Below are 17,791 nucleotides of genomic sequence, written 5' to 3' on the forward strand. Positions count from 1 at the left end.
AGCGCTCATTGTGATCTCGCGCTTCTTCATCGAACGCCCCGTGTTCGCGATGGTGATTTCCATCGTGATCCTGCTGGCGGGCCTGGCGGCCATGCGTGCGCTGCCCATCGCCCAATACCCGGAAATCGTGCCGCCGCAGGTCTCGGTCAGCGCCGCCTATCCCGGCGCCAGCTCGCAGGTGATCGCGGAGACCGTGGCCGCGCCGCTGGAACAGGAAATCAACGGCGTCGAAGGCATGATCTACCAGCTGTCGAACTCCGACAGCAGCGGTGCCATGAGCCTCACTGTGTACTTCGAGGTCGGCACCGATCCGGACCAGGCGACCATCGACGTCAACAACAAGGTCCAGGCCGCGCTGGCCAAGCTGCCCGAGGAAGTGCGCCGGCAGGGCGTGAAGGTGGAGAAGAAATCCTCCGACATCCTCCAGGTGGTGACCCTGTTCTCGCCGGACAACTCCCGCGACCCGATCTTCATCAGCAACTACGCGCTGATCAACGTCATCGACGAACTCAAGCGGATTCCCGGCGTCGGCGATGTCAGCCAGTTCGGCTCGAAGGACTATTCGATGCGCATCTGGCTGCGGCCGGACAAGCTGGCGCAATACAACATGACGCCGACGGACGTGGTGAATGCGATCCGCGAGCAGAACTCGCAATTCGCCGCCGGCAGCTTCGGCCAGCAGCCGATGAAGGAGCCGCAGGACTTCACCTACATGGCCACGGCGCAGGGCCGCTTCACCGATCCCAAGGAGTTCGAGAGCGTCATCCTGCGTAGTGACCAGACCGGCGCCAGCCTGCTGCTCAAGGACGTCGCGAGGGTCGAGTTGGGGGCGCAGGACTACTCCCTGATGACCTCCCTCAACGGCCAGCAGAACGCCGCCTTCGGTATCTACCTGCAGCCGGGGGCCAACGCCCTGGACACTGCCGAGGCGGTGAAGAACACCATGGAGCGGCTGTCCAAGCGCTTCCCTCAGGGCATTACCTACAAGATTCCCTACGACACCACGATCTTCGTGCAGGTCTCCATCGAGGAAGTGATCCACACCTTCATCGAGGCACTGATCCTGGTGATGGTGGTGGTGTACATCTTCCTGCAGAACATCCGCGCGACCCTGATCCCGGTGCTGGCGATCCCGGTCTCGCTGGTCGGCACCTTCGCCGGCATGTACCTGATGGGCTTCTCGATCAACCTGCTGTCGCTGTTCGGCATGGTGCTGGCGATCGGCATCGTGGTGGACGACGCCATCGTCGTGCTGGAGAACGTCGAACGGGTGATGCGCACGGAGAAGCTCAGTCCGAAGGAAGCGGCGATCAAGGCGATGAACGAGGTGACCGGTCCGATCGTCGCTATCGTGCTGGTGCTCTGTGCGGTATTCGTGCCGGTCGGCTTCCTCGGCGGCCTGGCCGGACAGATGTACAAGCAGTTCGCGATCACCATCGCGGTGTCCGTGGTGATTTCCGGGATCGTCGCGCTGACCCTGTCGCCGGCGCTGTGCGCGCTGATCCTGAAGAACGAGCACAAGGAACCGGCCGCGCCATTCCGCTGGTTCAACCGGGTCTTCGAGAGCGCCACCAACGGCTACGGTGCTGGTGTGCAGTTCTTCCTCAAGCGCGCGGTGATCGGGCTGCTGCTGTTCGGCGGGATGATCGCGCTGCTGGTGATCCTGTTCGGCCGGGTGCCGGGCTCCCTGGTGCCGGACGAAGACCAGGGCTACGTGATCAACGCCTACTTCCTGCCGCCGGCGGCCTCCCTGACGCGCACCGAGAAGCTCACGGGCGAGGTGACCCAGGAGCTGATGAAGCATCCGGCAGTACAGGACGTGGTGACCTTCGCCGGTTTCGACATCCTCACCTTCGGCACGCGCAGCAACGCCGGGGTTTCCTTCGTGCCGCTGAAGGACTGGAAGGAGCGCGACAAGCCCGAGCTGGATGCACGCAACCTGACCCGTGAATTCATGAAGATGGGCGCCGGGCAGGAAGATGGCGTGGTGATGTCCTTCAACCCGCCGCCGATTACCGGCATGAGTACCACCGGCGGCTTCGAGGCCTATATCCAGGACCGCAGCGGCGGTACCTCCGAGCAACTGGAGGAGGTCACCACCAAGTTCCTCGCGGCCGCTTCCAAGCGACCGGAACTTGCCGGGGTGAACTCCACCTTCAACGCCAACGTGCCGCAGTACTACATCGACCTGGACCGCACCAAGGCGCGCTCGCTGGGCGTGGCCATCGATGACGTGTTCACGGCCATGCAGTCCACCTTCGGCAGCTACTACGTCAACGACTTCAGCCTGTACGGCCGCACCTGGCAGGTAACGCTGGAGTCCGAACCGGAGTTCCGCCGCAGGCCCGACGACCTGAGCCAGGTCTTCGTGCGTTCCGCCACCGGCGATCTGGTCCCGCTGACCACGCTGGTCAGCGTGAAGCGGATCCTCGGGCCGGACTCCTACGCGCGCTTCAACGTCTTCCCGGCGGCCAAGCTGCTCGGCGGGCCGGCTCCGGGCTACAGCTCCGGGCAGGCGCTGGCGGCGATGCAGGAGGTGGCCAACGAAACACTGGGCGAGGAATACACCCTGGCGTGGATCGGCTCGGCCTACCAGGAGCTGGCGACCCAGGGCTCGGGCAGTACCGCGTTCATCTTCGGCCTGATCCTGGTGTTCCTCATCCTGGCGGCGCAATACGAGCGCTGGACCCTGCCGCTGGCAGTGGTCACCGCGGTGCCTTTCGCGGTATTCGGGGCGATCCTGGCGATCTGGATCCGTGGTCTGGACAACGACGTGTACTTCCAGGTCGGCCTGGTGACCCTGATCGGCCTGGCGGCGAAGAACGCCATCCTGATCATCGAGTTCGCCGTGCTGTGCCGCGAAGAGCAGGGCATGGGCCCGATGGAAGCGGCACTCGAGGCGGCCAAGCTGCGCTTCCGCCCGATCGTCATGACCTCGCTGGCGTTCATCCTCGGTTGCGTGCCACTGGCCATCAGCACCGGGGCTGGTTCGGCCAGCCGCCACTCCATCGGTACCGGGGTGATCGGCGGAATGTTGGCCGCGACCCTGCTGGCCACCTTCCTCATCCCGATGTTCTACATGCTGGTGGAGTCGGCCGCCGACAAGCTCAGCGGCCGCAAGAACAAGGCCAAGCCCGCCGCAGAGGGGGCGCACGAGGCTTGAGGTGCCGACAGGTCCGGCTACGCCAGCCGGGCCTGTCCCTCCCTTTGTTTCGGGAGTTGCTTAGGGAGCTTGCTAATTTCCCGGCGCTCGCCACAATGCATGGCTTCGCTGCGCCATCCGTGCGCGCCAACCCGTTATCCACACCGAACTGCCCGCGCTGTTCAGCGCCATCCGGCGACCCGGTGTGATCAGGTGATCCATGAACCTCCGCATCCTGCTGATCCTCGGCGCCCTGAGCGCCTTCGGGCCCATGGCCATCGACTTCTACCTGCCCAGTTTCCCCACGCTGGCGCAGGCTTTCGGTACCGACGTCGAGCATGTGCAGTTGAGCCTGTCCGCCTACTTCGCCGGCCTCGCCATCGGCCAATTGCTCTACGGCCCGCTGGCCGACCGCGTTGGTCGGCGTATCCCGCTGTTGCTGGGGGTAAGCATCTTTACCCTGGCATCCGTTGCCTGCGCCGTCGCGCCGAGCCTGGAATGGCTGATCGGCGCGCGCTTCGTCCAGGCACTGGGCGGCTGCGCGGGGATGGTGATCTCGCGGGCGGTGGTGCGTGACCTGTGCGACCCGGTCGCCGCCGCCAAGGCCTTCTCGCAACTGATGCTGGTGATGGGGCTGGCGCCGATCCTGGCGCCATTGGGAGGCGGATTGCTGCTCAGCCTGTCCGGCTGGCAATCGATCTTCCTGACGCTCACGCTGTTCAGCGCCCTCGCTGGCGGCGCCATCGCGCTGTGGTTGCCGGAGACCATCCCGGCCGGGCCGCGCGCTCCGTTGCGGGGCGCACTGGGGCAGTACCGGGCGCTGTTCCGCGACCGTTCCTTCATTACCTACGCACTCACCGGCGGGGTGGCTATCGCCGGGATGTTCTCCTACATCGCCGGGTCGCCCTTCATCTTCATCCAACTCTATGGCGTGCCAGCCGAGCACTATGGCTGGATCTTCGGCAGCAATGCTGCCGGCTTCATCCTGATGGCACAGGTCAACGCACGGCTGTTGCGCTATCGCGGGCCGGGATTCTGGCTGCGCCGGGCGGTGTGGGTGTACTTCGGTTGCGGGGCCGCGCTGCTGGTGATCACCCTGTTCCGGCCCGAGCACCTGTGGCCGCTGCTGATTCCGCTCTTCGGCGCCATTGCCAGCCTGGGCTTCCTGATGCCCAACTCCTCGGCCTGCGCGATGGCCAGCCAGGGCCGCCACGCGGGCAGCGCCTCGGCGCTGATGGGCAGCCTGCAGTTCACCGTAGCGGCCGGCGCCTCGGCGCTGGTCGGTGCGCTGCACGACGGCACCGCGCTGCCCATGGCGGTCGTCATCACCACCTGCAGCCTGGTGGCTGCGGTGCTGGGCTGGCTGAGCGGGCAGATCAGCGAGCGCGCCGCCTGATCAACTGGCGCGTTGCACCAACTCGGGCAACTGGTGCGGCGCCTTCAGGCGCGCCTCGAGGGTAGCGACGAAACTTCGCGCCTCAAGCTCGCTGCGGAAGCGTACCGCCTGCTGGTCGAGGCAGACTTCCCACGGCTGGTCTTTGCGGAGGCTGGACGGACGGACGAGGATGTTCATGGTGCTCACCCCTGTGCAGTCAGGTGAAAAGGGACCCTCAGTGTAGTCCTGTCATATGGCGGTAGCAGGTGCGACCTGTGGTCGCCGACATGCGGTGGCGCGGTGCCTGATTCTTCCTTCAGCCCCGTGGTAGACGGCCTCGGCCGCCGATGTGCCGCTTCGCTGAAAAATCCTGAAAAGCAATGGCGCCGAATCTGCTATCAGGGCGACGGCGTAACTACGACCAAAGGTTGATGGTGGGGCCGCGATCCCCGTCCATACTCGTTGTTCGACCTCGATAACAACAATAAGAGGCAGTGACGATGAGTTACCGGCAGTCCCATGACCGTTCCATCGCGGACCCCTCCGCCTTCTGGGCCGAGCAGGCCGGCCGCGTGGCCTGGTACCGCGCGCCGCAGGACACCCTGCAAGCCCTGCCCGACGGCAGCCACCGCTGGTTCGCCGATGGCCGCCTGAACACCTGCTACCTCGCCCTCGATCGGCAGATCGAACTGGGCCGCGGCCACCAGGCCGCGCTGATCTACGACTCCCCTGTGACCCAGACCCAGCAGCGCTTCAGCTACCTGGAGTTGCGCGATGAGGTCGCACGCCTGGCCGGCGCCTTGCGCGCGCTCGGCGTGGAGAAAGGCGACGGGGTGATCATCTACATGCCGATGGTGCCCCAGGCGGCCATGGCGATGCTGGCCTGCGCCCGGCTGGGCGCTGTGCATTCGGTGGTATTCGGTGGCTTCGCGCCGCACGAACTGGCGCTGCGTATCGATGACGCTAAGCCCAAGCTGGTGCTCACCGCCTCCTGCGGGCTGGAGTTCGAGCGGGTCATCGAATACAAGCCGTTGGTGGACAAAGCCCTGGAACTGGCCACCCATCAACCGGCGCACGTGCTGGTGCTGCAGCGTCCGCAGGCGATGGCCGAGCTGCGCGCCGGCCGAGACATGGACTGGCGCGAGACCCTGGTCCACGCGCAGCCGGCTGACCCGGTGGAAGTGGCCAGCGGCGACCCGCTGTACATCATGTACACCTCCGGCACCACGGGAAAACCCAAGGGCATCGTGCGTGACAACGGCGGCCACGCTGTGGCGCTGAGCTATGCGCTGCCGACCATCTTCGGTCTGCAGCCGGGGGATGTCTGGTGGGGCGTTTCCGACGTCGGCTGGGTGGTCGGCCACTCGCTGATCGTCTACGGCCCCTTGATGAACGGCTGCACCACGGTGTTCTACGAGGGCAAACCGGTACGCACGCCGGACGCCGGCAGCTACTGGCGGGTGATCGAGGAGCACAAGGTCAACAGCCTGTTCTGCGCGCCCACGGCGATCCGTGCGATCCGCAAGGAAGACCCGCAGGGCGAGCTGCTCAAGCGCCATGACCTGAGCTCGCTGCGGCACCTGTTCCTGGCCGGCGAGAAGCTCGACAGCACCACCCAGCACTGGCTCGAGGAGCTGACCGGCAAACCGGTGCACGACCACTGGTGGCAGACCGAGACCGGCTGGCCGGTGACCGCGCCCTGCACTGGCCATGGCGATCACGACCTGCGCGCCGGCTCCACCAACCGCGCGGTACCCGGCTACGACGTGAAGGTCGTGGACGACGAAGGTCGACTGCTGGGACCGAACGAACAGGGCTCCATCGTCATCGCCCTGCCGTTGCCCCCCGGTTGTGCGCAGACGCTTTGGAACGATCATCCGCGCTACCTGCAGGCCTACCTGAAGACCTATCCCGGTTACTACCACACCGGCGACGGTGGCTACGTGGACGAGGAAGGCTTCGTCTACATCATGGGGCGCACCGACGACGTGATTAACGTCTCCGGTCACCGCCTGTCCACCGGCGAGATGGAGGAATTGCTGGCGCTGCACGATGCTGTCGCCGAGTGCGCGGTGATTGCCGTGCAGGACGACCTCAAGGGCCATGTACCGCTAGGGCTGGTGGTGCTCAAGGACGGCGCACAGGTCACCGAGGGCAACCTGCAGCGTGAGCTGGTGGCGCTGGTGCGCGAGCGCCTCGGCGCACTGGCCTGCTTCCAGCGGGCGGTAGTCGTGAAGCGCCTGCCGAAAACCCGTTCGGGCAAGATCCTCCGTGCCGTGCTGCGCAAGATCGCCGACGGCGAAAGCTACGCGCCGCCCTCGACCATCGATGATCCTGCCATCCTCGGCGAGATCGCCGAGCGCCTGGGCCGGGCCGGTATGGCCAAGGCCGGCTGAGATCCCACGACGTCGGCGCTGCCGGCGTATTTCCGGGGCCGCACATGTTGCGGCCCTTTTTTTGCCCGGCCGGCGTACCCATACATCGCCCCAACCTTGGTCCGGCAGGAATAAAGGCGAGTTGCCATCTAAGATCATGGCATCGTGCCTCTACTGGTCGTATTGCGCCCATGATCAACCGCCATTCACTCGATGATGACGAACTCGAAGCGCTGCGCGATATCACCCCCCTGGTACCGCACAGGCCGGTGATCCTGGTGGTGGACGACGACCGGGCCGCGCTGGCCCGGCTTCGCCGGTTGGTGGAGGGCGCGGGAATGCGCTGCGTGACGGCCAGCAGCGCGGCGGAGGCGTTGCGCCGCATTCTCCGCGACGAGGCGGTCCTTGATCTGCTGGTCAGCGGCCTGGGCCTGGAGCCCGATGGCCCCGGGCTTGCGTTCATCCGCGAACTGAACAGGACCGGCACCTTTCTGCCCATCATCGTCCTGTCCGCGCCGGTGGATATTCGCGGTGACCCTCAGGAAACACCGCTGAACGTGCTGGACTTCCTGCCTAAGCCCGTGGATCCGATGCTGTTCGTGCGCGCGCTCTGCCGCAGTTTCCAGTCATAGATGTCGATCAGGCCAGTGGCTCCCACCTAGCGACCTAGCCGTGAGCGGAAGTGTTCGGTGCTTTACAGCGTCTGCGCCTTGAAGGTATCGCACTTGCCTGGCGAGCCGCTTTCGAAGCCGAGCTTGAACCAGCGCACGCGCTGCGCAGAGGAGCCGTGGGTGAAGGAATCGGGCATCACCGTGCCGCGCGCCTGGCGTTGCAGATGGTCGTCGCCGATGGCGTTGGCAGCATTCAGTGCCTCTTCCACGTCACCTGGCTCCAGCCAGTTCAGGCGCTGCTGGGCATGGTTGGCCCAGACACCGGCAAAGCAGTCGGCCTGCAGCTCCTGGCGCACCGAGAGGCCATTGGCGCCTTCCATGCGCGCACCGCGTTGGCGCGCCGCATTGATCTTGGCGGAGATGCCCAACAGGTTCTGCACGTGGTGCCCGACTTCGTGGGCGATCACGTAGGCCTGGGCGAAGTCGCCAGCGGCAGCGAACTTCTGCTCCATCTCGCGGAAGAAACCAAGGTCGAGGTAAACCCGATGGTCGCCCGGGCAATAGAAGGGGCCGACCGCCGAGGAGGCGAAGCCGCAGGCCGAGTTCACCCCGCCGTTGAACAGGATCAGTTTGGGTTGCTCGTACCGTTGGTTGCTGCGGGCAAAGATCTCGCCCCAGGTGTCTTCGGTATCACCGAGGATCGACTGGACGAATTCCACCTGCGGGTCGGCGCCGGTGGCCGGCTTGCCCTGCACTGGACGGCTCGGTGCCTGTTGCTGGGAAACATCCATCTGACCGAGCAGCGAGCCGAGGATGGTCATCGGGTCCTGTCCGGAGAGCAGGCCGATCACCACGACGATAGCCACACCGCCCAGGCTCAGTCCACGCCCACCGATACGCATGCCCCCGCCACCGCCCATGCCTCCGCCGGTTTCATCGCGGGCATCCACTACGTTGTCGCTGCGTCGTCCTTTGCGCCAAAGCATGGCGGCATCTCCATCGAATAAGTGGGTTGAGTGTTGTCTTGGGAGGCGTTTGCCGCCAGCCCGATCGTCAGGCGAGGCGTTGGACTGAGCTCAGGATGCACTGATATCGCTCAGTCGCGTGGTCGCTGCCAAGTCTGCGCGATTCGCCTGAGCCCGATCTGCCCTGCGGCACTCCAGTCGACTCCATGTTCAGGGAAGTCGGGAGGGTGCACTGAACAGGCTGAGTAACGGGGCGGTCATGGCAGTGGTCAGAATTGCCATCACCAACAACATGGTGAACATCTCGGGGCCGATCAGGCCTGCGTCGAGCCCAACTTTCATGACGATCAGTTCCATCAGGCCACGGGCGTTCATCAACGAGCCAACTGCAAAGCTGTCCCGCCAGGCGAGTCCGCCAGCGCGAGCTCCCGCAGCGCCACCCAGTACCTTGCCGGCGACTGCAACCAGGATAACCAGTATCAGGGCTCCGATATGAGTCGGGGTGAATGCGTCGGTCGTGGTGCTGAGTCCGGCAATCGCGAAGAACACGGGCATCAACAGGACCAGCGCAGGAAACTCCAGGCGCTCGACCAGCGTTTTCAGCAGGCGATCATCCCGCGGCAGACAGGCCCCGAACAGGAAGGCGCCGAACACAGCGTGGACGCCCAGCCACTGGGTCAAAGCGGCGCAGCCCATCGCACCGCCGGCCAGGACCGAAAGCATCATCAATCCAGGGCAACCGTCCTTCACGTAGGTCCGCAGCAGCCATGCGCACAATGGCTTGAACAGGATAAAGATGACGGCCACGAGAACGACCAGGCCGAGTGTCGTCTTTACGATGGCGGTAGAGCCATCGATTCCGGTCAGTGCGACGACCACGGCGAGCGTGATCCAGGCAAGCACGTCAGCGATAGCCGCCGATGCCATCGACAGGCGGCCCATGGGTGTCTGGGTCATGCCGCGCTCTTTCAGGATGCGCGCCATGACAGGGAAGGCGGTAATCGACATGGCTGCCGCCATGAACAGCGCGAAGGGCCAGAAACCTACTCCGGCGGGGGCCAGGGAGGAATGGAGCAGGGCGGACGCGAAAAAGCCGAGAACCATTGGCACCAGGACGCTGAGAATACCCACCAGGCTTGCTGACTTGAGTTGGGCACGCGCGCCATCAGGCGCGCGCAGTTCGGCGCCCACGACAAACATGAATAACACCAGCCCCAGTTGTGACAGGGAGGACAGCGCCGAAAGCGAATGGGGCTCGAACAACTCGGCGTGCTGCGCCGGGAACAGCGCACCGAACACGATCGGCCCCAGCACTATTCCAGCGGCCATTTCACCGATCACGGTGGGTTGTTTCAGCATCCCTAACAACAGGCCGCACAAGCGGGAAACGGCCAGTATGACTAGCAGTTGGAGAAGAAATGGCGAATGAGGCATTGCGCTCGATCTCAGGCATTGCAGGGGTGGCGTGAGCGGGCAGGCGATCGCTCAGTACGTTGGACGTCCCTGCGAGACAGGCAACGTCCAACGTTCTGGTGCTGGCGAGTGTGGCGTCCGTCCGGCTTAGTTGGAGGCGCCGCTCTCTGCCTTCATGCGGCTTTCCACCTTGGCGAGGAAGCTGCCCAGGCGCTGTCGCTTTTCCTGCGACAGGGAGCGCAGATCCAAGGCCGTCGCTTCGCGGGACAAAATGCCCAGCGGAGCTGCCACCGACATCCAATTGGGCACGCCGAACATACGGAACGGTCCACCCTGGTATTGCTCCATATCCATCAGCCGGGGCGGGCGATGGGCAAGGGTTCGCTTGAGCTCTTTGTATGTGCTGGGGGCCGCTGCATTGCTCGCCGCACGCCAGAACTCGGTGTCGTTGCGCGGGGTGTCATAGTGCAGGAACAGGAAGTCTCGAATGCCATCCCAGTAGCGTCCGATCTCATGATTGAACTGGTCGATCAGTTGCTGCGGAATGATGCCGTCGCAGGCGACAATCAATTCGCCGAAGCGCGCGAGCTGGTCCAGTGTCTGTCCAATGGAGGTTGCCTCCAGCGGCTCGACGAATCCGGAGGAGAGGCCGACGGCCATGACATTGCCCAGCCACACTTGGTCGTAGTGGCCGGGCTCGAAGGCGAAGTCGTTGGCCGGCTCGATGTCCATCCCCCAGTAGTCCTGGACTTCTTTTATTGCCGCCTCCTTGTCGGTGTACCGGTCGCAGTACACGTAACCCACCCCCAGGCGCTCAAGGGTTGGAATACACCACATCCAGCCATGTTTCATGGCGATAGCGCGGGTGACCAGCGGTGGGTGTTCCGTCTGTGAGGGGATAAAGAAGGGGAGGGCCCGGTTCAACAGCAAATGGTCTGCATAGGACTGCCAGGACGCATTCAGCGTCTTGCCGATGATCAGTCGATGCAGACCAGAGGCATCGATGACGAAATCGACTTCGATCTCGCGATCAGGCAATACCAGTGCGGTGACATGCCTTTGTTCGTCAAGGCGCACACTTTCGACGGTTGCGTTGATGTGCTGTACCCCTCGCTTGATCGCGATATCTCGCAGATAGGAGGCCAGCTTGCGGGCGTCGAAGTGGTAGGCCATGGGCGTCTTGGCCGGGAGACTCTGGAGAAAGGCCTCCGCGGTGGCCTGACTGGCTCCTTCTTGCCACATCTTCCAGGTGGCCGGGTAGTGCTGTAGCTGGTAGCCCTGGTTGATCAGTATCGAGGCCAGGGGGTAGCTGCCATTGGGCTCGACCCATGACGTCAGGTCGACACCGTCATGGCTGTAGGAAAACTGATGCAGGAAAATGTCATCTGGAGCGCCACTGCGCCAGCCTTCCAAGGCCAGTCCCAACTTGTGCGTGGAGTGGGTTTCGCGCATGAATTCGGTACGGTCGAGCCCGTAATGTTCCAGCGCGCGGTTGAAATTAGGCAGGCTGCCTTCGCCGGCACCAATGATGCCCAGCGATTCTGCCTCAACCAGGACGACTTCCACTTTGTCGAGAAAGAGCTTCCTTAGTTCGAGTGCGGCGAACCACCCGGCGCTTCCTCCGCCCACTACGGCGACTCGGCGGCAGTTGGATAAATTCAACATCATTGGCTTCCTGGAGTGCTACTGGATGGAGTGCGGTGCGGCACTCCGGGTATCCCGCAATCATCCGTATTCGACGCGGAAATGAAGAGAGCAGGGGGCTTACAGTGCGTGTAAGACTTTCCGGAATTTAAGTGATGAAAAGCTCTTGATATTTATAGGAATTAATTCGGGACAATGTGTACGTGTCGTGCTGCCCGAAGTTGCTTGCGAGTGGACGGAGAACTTGTCCGGTTTAGGGAAGTTCGTCGGCGGGGAGTGCGACGCTCCGGTTCGGCGTTCCGAAGCGGTTGCGTGCCGTCTCCAGTCGTTTGGCAAGGTGCCGCGTTACCCTCAAGAGCTGCCTGGGAGAGATACACATTGGCCGTGGTATGGGCTCCGATCTGGCAGCCGGATCAAGATGTGCTCCGGTGCGCTTCTGGAAGCAGTTTCCTTGTCGATATTGAGTGGCGTGGGATTCTGCGCGCGCGGCTCGGTAGTTCCGGCGTGAATCAGCGTGGGGCGTGGATTTCTGATAAGAGCGCCGCAAGAAGTACAAAGACAATTCCCGCTGCCACTCTGCGACGGCACAGCAGAGTGGCTCGGCGGCTCCATGCAAGTTCTGGAGGAGCCGGTATCGCGGGGCTGGTCCTTAGGTAGACATGGCAGCTTCCGCGGTCATGAGCGGCTCTACCTTGGCGAGGAACTCACCGATGTTCCATCGTTGCTCCTTCGACAGTGGTACCAGGTCCGCAGCTGTTGCCTTTCGGGTCAGAACGCCTAGTGGCGCAGCCACAGACATCCAGCTGGTAGGTCCGAAAAGGCTGAAGGTACCGCCGCGATAGGGCTCGAGATCCACGTCGCGAGGTGGACGAAGAGCGAACGTCCGCTTGAGCTCTGCGTAGGTGGAAGGGGGCGTCGCACTGCTTGCCGCCTTCCAGAACTCGGTATCCTGGCGTGGCGTGTCGTAATGGAGGAAAAGGAAATCGCGAATGCCGTCCCAGTGGCGGGTGATGTCACGGTTGAATTGATCAATCAGCTGCTGCGGAATGAGGCCATCGCAGGCGCTGACCACTTGGTTGAACCGGGCAAGCTGGACGAGTGTCTGGCCGATGGACGTGGCTTCCAGGGGCTCGACAAAGCCGGAGGATAGTCCGACGGCCATGACGTTGCCGATCCATACCTCCTTGAAGTGGCCCGCTGAGAAGGCGAAGTGGTTGACTGGCTCGATCTCCGTCCCCCAGTACGCCTGGGCTTCGCGCAGGGCGCCTTCCTTGTCGGTGTGCTGATTGCTGTAGACGTAGCCGACGCCAAGTCGGTCTTGGGTCGGGATGCACCACATCCAGCCATTCTTCATCGCGATTGCGCGGGTGACCAGCGATGGGTGCGCGCCTTGTGCGGGGATGAAGAAAGGCAATGCCTGGTTCAGCAGCAGGTGATCGGAGTAGGACTCCCAGGGCGAGTGCAGGGCCTTGTCGATGATCAAGCGGTGCAGGCCGGAGGCGTCGATGACGAAGTCGACCTCGAGCTCCCCATTCTCCAGAATCAGGTGGGTTACATGCCGACGCTCGTTCAGGCGCACTGACTCTACCCGCGCGTTAACCCTCTTCACCCCGCGCTTGAGGGCAACTTCACGCAGGTATTCCGCCAGTTTCCGCGCGTCGAAATGGAAGGCCATCGGTGGTACGGCATAGAACTTCAGCTGCTCCTGCAGATAGGCTTCGGCCTGCTGCTGGCTGGCCCCATCACGGTAGAGGCGCCACGCATCGGGGAAGTGATGAAGCTGCAGGTCCTGGTTGAGGAGGATGGAGGCCAGTGGATAACTGCCGTTTGGCTCGATCCAGGCATTCAGGTCCACGCCATCGCTGTGGAACGAGAAAGGGTGGAAGAAGATGTCGTCCTTTTTCCCGGTACGCCAGCCTTCCAGCGTCAGCCCCAGCTTGTAGGTCGAACGGGTCTCGCGCATGAACTCGGCACGGTCGATCTCATAGCGATCGAGTGCGCGATTGAAATTGGGCAGGCTGCCCTCGCCTGCACCGATGATGCCCAGTGCCTCGGACTCGACCAGGACAACCTCGACCTGATCGAGAAAGAGTTTCCTGAGCTCGAGCGCGGCAAACCACCCGGCGCTCCCTCCGCCGACAACGGCGACGCGGCGGTAATTGGATAGATTCAACATGAAGGGCATCCTGAAAATCTGCTGTAAGGGGCGCCGCGGGGCGCTTCGAAATAGTCAGCGTGATTATCCGGACCTGATTGCGCTTTCAGAGGAAGGCGATTCCTCAATGTTGATCAGACGCTTCCTGGGATTATGTTTTCTGTTTGCGCTCTGTACTGCCGAGCTATCCAGTGGTCAGGCGAATCGGTGAAGCAGCTCGGCGCGCGCGAGCAACTGGACATCACCGCCGACGCGGACTTCGTCGTCCTGCCCGACCTGCACGTCGAGCTGGCTGGGGCGGCCGACGAAACGGCCCTGGGACAGGTGGAACAGCTCGCCGCGACGGGCCTTGCCCAGCTCCACTAGGTAGGCGGCGCCCGGGCCGGCGGCGCTGCCGGTGGCGACGTCCTCGATGATTCCGGCGCCGTCCCAGGTGCGGCCTTCGCGATTATCCACATCCAGTAGGAAGACGAAGGCGGCGTTGAGCTTGGCCAGCTCGGCAGACAGGTCCGTGCGCTGGCGCGCGCGGTCCAGAGCTTCGCTGCGAACCGGCAGCAGCAGATAGGGCAGGCCGGTACTGACCACGGCCGCCGGGTAGTCGGCCAGGTCCGCGGCGTTCAGCGAGAAGGCTTCGGCGAACCAGCGGCGCGCCTCGTCATCCAGCACAGTGCCGAAATCAGCGGCGCCTTGGTTCATCTCTGCGTGGAACCCTGTGCCCCGGCGCCGGGTGGCAACCTTCACGGCTTTCGCCGGCAGCTCCAGCGTCCAGTGTTCTTCCTCACCGCGCTGGTGCAGGTGGTGAAGCAGGGCAGCGGCTCCCAGGACCGGGTGGCCAGCAAACGGCAGTTCCTCGTCGACGGTGAAGATGCGCGCCGAATAGGTGTCCAGCGTGGCCGAGGGGAACAGGAATATCGACTCGAACTGACGCAGTTCCTGGGTCAGCGCCAGCAGGGTCTGGGCGGGTATGCCGCGGGCGTCGGGGAACACCGCCAGGCCGTTGCCGGTGAGCGGTTGGTCGGCGAAGACGTCGAGCTGCCAGTACTGTTGCGCGGACATGGGCCTCCAGATGCCGCCCTTGAGCGGCGCAAAGAAAAACTCGACAGCCAGCCTAGCGAGCTATATGTTCGCCGACAAGAAAGCGCAGGTCACAGCGCCGCGCTTTCCAGGCCACCGCAGTGGCCGGCGTCGCTCGGACGGTTCCGGGCGCCTACGTTCATCAGAGGACACCATGACTGAACCCCGTTCAGCTCGCCGCTTTGCGCGCATCGATCGCCTGCCCCCCTACGTCTTCAACATCACTGCCGAACTGAAGATGGCCGCCCGCCGCCGTGGCGAGGACATCATCGACCTGTCCATGGGCAACCCGGACGGGGCCACGCCGCCGCACATCGTCGAGAAACTCTGCCAGGTCGCCCAGCGCGAAGATACTCACGGCTATTCCACCTCCCGTGGCATTCCGCGCCTGCGCCGCGCCATCTCGCACTGGTACCGCGACCGCTACGAGGTCGAGATCGACCCGGAATCCGAGGCCATCGTCACCATCGGTTCCAAGGAAGGCCTGGCGCACCTGATGCTGGCGACCCTGGACCACGGCGACACCATTCTCGTGCCCAACCCCAGCTACCCGATCCACATCTATGGTGCAGTAATCGCTGGCGCGCAGGTGCGCTCGGTGCCGCTGGTGCCGGGGATCGACTTCTTCAACGAGCTGGAGCGGGCGATCCGCGAATCGATTCCCAAGCCGAAGATGATGATCCTCGGTTTCCCCTCCAACCCCACCGGGCAGTGCGTGGAGCTGGATTTCTTCGAGCGCGTGGTTGACCTCGCCAAGCGCTACGACGTGCTGGTGGTGCATGACCTGGCCTACGCGGATATCACTTTCGATGGCTGGAAGGCGCCGTCGATCATGCAGGTTCCGGGCGCCAAGGACATCGCGGTGGAGTTCTTCACCCTGTCCAAGAGCTACAACATGGCCGGCTGGCGCATCGGCTTCATGGTCGGCAACCCGGAGCTGGTCTCGGCCCTGGCGCGGATCAAGAGCTACCACGACTACGGCACCTTCACGCCGCTCCAGGTGGCGGCCATCGCCGCGCTGGAAGGCGACCAGCAGTGCGTGCGCGACATCGCCGACCAGTACCAGAAGCGCCGCGATGTGCTGGTCAAGGGATTGCATGAGGCGGGCTGGATGGTGGAGAACCCCAAGGCGTCGATGTACATCTGGGCGAAGATCCCCGAGCCCTATGCGCACCTGGGCTCGCTGGAGTTCGCCAAGAAGCTGCTCAAGGACGCCAAGGTCTCCGTATCGCCCGGCATCGGCTTCGGCGACTACGGCGATGACCATGTGCGCTTCGCCCTGATCGAGAACCGTGATCGCCTGCGTCAGGCAGTGCGGGGTATCAAGGCGATGTTCCGCGCCGACGGGCTGTTGCCGGCCAAAGCCGAATGACGCGTGCGTGAATGAAAAAGGGCGACCCAACGGTCGCCCTTTTTGTTTGGAGTCCCCCACCCCATCCTGCTCGCGGAGCATTGCCGCGCGGGAACCTGGAGAGTGCCCCGCGCGCCGGAAGCCCCATCCCACCTCCGCCAGCGCTCAGGGGTGAGGGATAGCCCTGGCGTCAGTGTGCCGGGTAGTCGGCGATCACTTCGCGCTGACCACTCCTGGTCAGCCCGACCACCTGGTAAGCGTCGTGCCGGTCGCCCATTTCCATGCCCGGCGAGCCCATCGGCATGCCCGGTACGGCGGCGCCGATCAGGTCGGCCCGCTCACGCAGCTTCAGCACATCGGCCGCTGGCACGTGCCCCTCGACGAATTTGCCGTCGATCACGCCGGTGTGGCACGAGCCCATGCTGTGCGGGACGCCGAGTTTGGTCTTCACTGCACTCATGTCCGCCTCGACGTGGTCGTTGACGGTGAAGCCGTTGCTTTCCAGATGCTTGATCCAGTCCTTGCAGCAGCCGCAATTGGCATCGCGGTGCACGTCGATGCTCAGCGGCTCGGCGGCCTGGGCGGCGCCGGCGACAAGGGCAGTGAGCAGAAGCAGGGTGCGCATGGTTGGAACCTCGAAATTCGAACGCGACCGAGCATACTCCCGCGGGTGCCGCGGCCCCACCCGCCGTTTGTTTCCCCATATGACGCGGCCGCCGAACTTGCCGCGGCACGCGGGGTCTTTAGCTGATCGGTGGTGCGTCCGCGACTCCCGGTCGCAGGTATGGACGCTCGGCAATGGCTGCATGGCCAAGGAGAAATCGGATGCTCTTCGCCCGTCTCGTCCTGCTGGTCCAGGCTCTGGTCTGGGGTGGCCTGGGACTGCTCTACTGGATTCGCCCCTACGAAATGGCCAACCTCAGCGGCATGCTGCTGATGGAGCCGTCTTCTGTGAGTGACGCCCGCGTGTTCTACGGCGGCCACCAGTTCGCTCTCGCGCTGTTCCTCGTCTTCGCCCTGCGTCGTCGCCTGTTGGTGCGCCCGGCGCTGATCCTGGTAATCCTCGTACAGCTCACCCTGACCCTGTCGCGCCTGCTCATCGCCTGGACCGAAGGCGGCATGGAGTGGGACGCGCAGCTGGTCGGCGTGGTTTACCGCAGCCTGATCTCGGCGTTGGCGATCTTCGCCCTCTATTGGCTGGAGCGGCAGTCGCGCAATCGCCAGGTGGTGGTGCGCGAAGAACAGGAGCCCGAGGAGCGCAAGGCTGACTTCGAGGGGTTGTGAGTTCGGATGAGTGGCGTCGCCAGCAAGCAGCGGCGCTGCCGGGCCGACCCCGCTCCGTGCTATCGTATTGATTTTGCGGTAGTAGCAGCGGAGCCAGCATGAAGTTCGTCCATCAACGTGAACACCTCAACGAAGGCGATCTGGTCGTCATCGAGTGTTCCATGACCTGCAACATCCGCCTGATGACTGATGCGAACTTCCGCAGCTTCAAGAACGGTGGCCGCCATTCGTACCACGGCGGCGCCTTCGACCGGTTCCCGGCCAAGATCAAGGTGCCCAGCACCGGCAACTGGAACATCACCATCGACACCGTCACCCGCCGTGCCATCAGCGTCACGCGCAAGGCCGACTTCAAGTACAGCATCAAGTTCGTGCGCAAGTCGCCGTCGAACTTCAGCTGAT

The 17,791-nt window shown here is 63.8% G+C and carries 13 protein-coding genes and 1 pseudogene; 7 read left to right on the forward strand and 7 right to left on the reverse strand.

Annotated elements, in window-relative coordinates:
- The first annotated feature begins 10 nt into the window (after nucleotides 1-10).
- Nucleotides 11-3,163, forward strand: a complete 3,153-nt coding sequence (locus RS899_RS00690; RefSeq protein ID WP_054908390.1) for an efflux RND transporter permease subunit — start codon at nucleotides 11-13, stop codon at nucleotides 3,161-3,163.
- Between the two features lie 199 nt (nucleotides 3,164-3,362).
- Nucleotides 3,363-4,538 (forward strand): multidrug effflux MFS transporter, encoded by a 1,176-nt coding sequence (locus tag RS899_RS00695; RefSeq protein ID WP_054908391.1) that lies wholly within the window; start codon nucleotides 3,363-3,365, stop codon nucleotides 4,536-4,538.
- On the opposite strand, the gene RS899_RS00700 is transcribed toward RS899_RS00695, so the two are convergent.
- Nucleotides 4,539-4,715 carry a hypothetical protein gene (locus RS899_RS00700; RefSeq protein ID WP_089285816.1) on the reverse strand — a complete coding sequence of 59 codons (177 nt, stop codon included), beginning with the start codon at nucleotides 4,713-4,715 and terminating at the stop codon, nucleotides 4,539-4,541.
- A 302-nt stretch (nucleotides 4,716-5,017) separates the two neighbouring features.
- Here RS899_RS00700 and RS899_RS00705 point away from each other — a divergent pair, with 302 nt between their 5' ends.
- Complete coding sequence (locus RS899_RS00705; protein WP_315808846.1) at nucleotides 5,018-6,913, forward strand: propionyl-CoA synthetase; 1,896 nt, start codon at nucleotides 5,018-5,020, stop codon at nucleotides 6,911-6,913.
- Nucleotides 6,914-7,083: 170 nt separating this feature from the next.
- Nucleotides 7,084-7,524, forward strand: coding sequence for a response regulator (locus RS899_RS00710; RefSeq protein ID WP_233300002.1), 441 nt, complete (start codon nucleotides 7,084-7,086; stop codon nucleotides 7,522-7,524).
- Nucleotides 7,525-7,586: 62 nt separating this feature from the next.
- On the opposite strand, the gene ypfJ is transcribed toward RS899_RS00710, so the two are convergent.
- The 5 genes from ypfJ to RS899_RS00735 form a co-directional block, all read right to left on the reverse strand.
- Complete coding sequence (ypfJ, locus tag RS899_RS00715) at nucleotides 7,587-8,489, reverse strand: KPN_02809 family neutral zinc metallopeptidase (protein WP_233300003.1); 903 nt, start codon at nucleotides 8,487-8,489, stop codon at nucleotides 7,587-7,589.
- 189 nt (nucleotides 8,490-8,678) lie between these two features.
- Nucleotides 8,679-9,827: a cation:proton antiporter gene (locus RS899_RS00720; RefSeq protein WP_315808847.1), complete on the reverse strand. Its 1,149-nt coding sequence runs from the start codon at nucleotides 9,825-9,827 to the stop codon at nucleotides 8,679-8,681.
- Nucleotides 9,828-10,028: 201 nt separating this feature from the next.
- Complete coding sequence (locus RS899_RS00725; RefSeq protein WP_082450621.1) at nucleotides 10,029-11,549, reverse strand: tryptophan halogenase family protein; 1,521 nt, start codon at nucleotides 11,547-11,549, stop codon at nucleotides 10,029-10,031.
- Nucleotides 11,550-12,174: 625 nt separating this feature from the next.
- Nucleotides 12,175-13,701 (reverse strand): tryptophan halogenase family protein, encoded by a 1,527-nt coding sequence (locus tag RS899_RS00730; RefSeq protein ID WP_315808848.1) that lies wholly within the window; start codon nucleotides 13,699-13,701, stop codon nucleotides 12,175-12,177.
- Nucleotides 13,702-13,875: 174 nt separating this feature from the next.
- On the reverse strand, nucleotides 13,876-14,736 hold the full coding sequence (locus tag RS899_RS00735) for a PhzF family phenazine biosynthesis protein (protein ID WP_315808849.1): 861 nt from the start codon (nucleotides 14,734-14,736) through the stop codon (nucleotides 13,876-13,878).
- A 172-nt stretch (nucleotides 14,737-14,908) separates the two neighbouring features.
- Here RS899_RS00735 and alaC point away from each other — a divergent pair, with 172 nt between their 5' ends.
- On the forward strand, nucleotides 14,909-16,126 hold the full coding sequence (gene alaC, locus RS899_RS00740) for an alanine transaminase (RefSeq protein ID WP_315808850.1): 1,218 nt from the start codon (nucleotides 14,909-14,911) through the stop codon (nucleotides 16,124-16,126).
- Between the two features lie 169 nt (nucleotides 16,127-16,295).
- On the opposite strand, the pseudogene RS899_RS00745 reads toward alaC, so the two are convergent.
- Nucleotides 16,296-16,747 (reverse strand): annotated as a pseudogene (locus RS899_RS00745) (DUF411 domain-containing protein).
- Between the two features lie 183 nt (nucleotides 16,748-16,930).
- On the opposite strand from RS899_RS00745, the gene RS899_RS00750 reads away from it, so the two are divergent.
- Nucleotides 16,931-17,389 carry a DUF4345 family protein gene (locus tag RS899_RS00750; RefSeq protein WP_315808851.1) on the forward strand — a complete coding sequence of 153 codons (459 nt, stop codon included), beginning with the start codon at nucleotides 16,931-16,933 and terminating at the stop codon, nucleotides 17,387-17,389.
- Between the two features lie 98 nt (nucleotides 17,390-17,487).
- On the forward strand, nucleotides 17,488-17,790 hold the full coding sequence (locus RS899_RS00755; protein ID WP_024763056.1) for a DUF1883 domain-containing protein: 303 nt from the start codon (nucleotides 17,488-17,490) through the stop codon (nucleotides 17,788-17,790).
- Nucleotide 17,791 lies beyond the last annotated feature (1 nt).

The sequence above is a fragment of the Pseudomonas sp. C9-3 genome (genome assembly GCF_032392015.1).
GTDB classification, from domain to species: Bacteria; Pseudomonadota; Gammaproteobacteria; order Pseudomonadales; family Pseudomonadaceae; genus Pseudomonas; species Pseudomonas nitroreducens.

Coding starts and splice junctions, on each gene's coding strand:
- RS899_RS00695 (WP_054908391.1), top strand. CDS start 3,363: ATGAACCTCCGCATCCTGCTGATCCTCGGCGCCCTGAGCGCCTTCGGG.
- RS899_RS00700 (WP_089285816.1), bottom strand. CDS start 4,715: ATGAACATCCTCGTCCGTCCGTCCAGCCTCCGCAAAGACCAGCCGTGG.
- RS899_RS00705 (WP_315808846.1), top strand. CDS start 5,018: ATGAGTTACCGGCAGTCCCATGACCGTTCCATCGCGGACCCCTCCGCC.
- RS899_RS00710 (WP_233300002.1), top strand. CDS start 7,084: ATGATCAACCGCCATTCACTCGATGATGACGAACTCGAAGCGCTGCGC.
- ypfJ (WP_233300003.1), bottom strand. CDS start 8,489: ATGCTTTGGCGCAAAGGACGACGCAGCGACAACGTAGTGGATGCCCGC.
- RS899_RS00720 (WP_315808847.1), bottom strand. CDS start 9,827: ATGCTGAAACAACCCACCGTGATCGGTGAAATGGCCGCTGGAATAGTG.
- RS899_RS00725 (WP_082450621.1), bottom strand. CDS start 11,549: ATGATGTTGAATTTATCCAACTGCCGCCGAGTCGCCGTAGTGGGCGGA.
- RS899_RS00730 (WP_315808848.1), bottom strand. CDS start 13,701: ATGTTGAATCTATCCAATTACCGCCGCGTCGCCGTTGTCGGCGGAGGG.
- RS899_RS00735 (WP_315808849.1), bottom strand. CDS start 14,736: ATGTCCGCGCAACAGTACTGGCAGCTCGACGTCTTCGCCGACCAACCG.
- alaC (WP_315808850.1), top strand. CDS start 14,909: ATGACTGAACCCCGTTCAGCTCGCCGCTTTGCGCGCATCGATCGCCTG.
- RS899_RS00750 (WP_315808851.1), top strand. CDS start 16,931: ATGCTCTTCGCCCGTCTCGTCCTGCTGGTCCAGGCTCTGGTCTGGGGT.
- RS899_RS00755 (WP_024763056.1), top strand. CDS start 17,488: ATGAAGTTCGTCCATCAACGTGAACACCTCAACGAAGGCGATCTGGTC.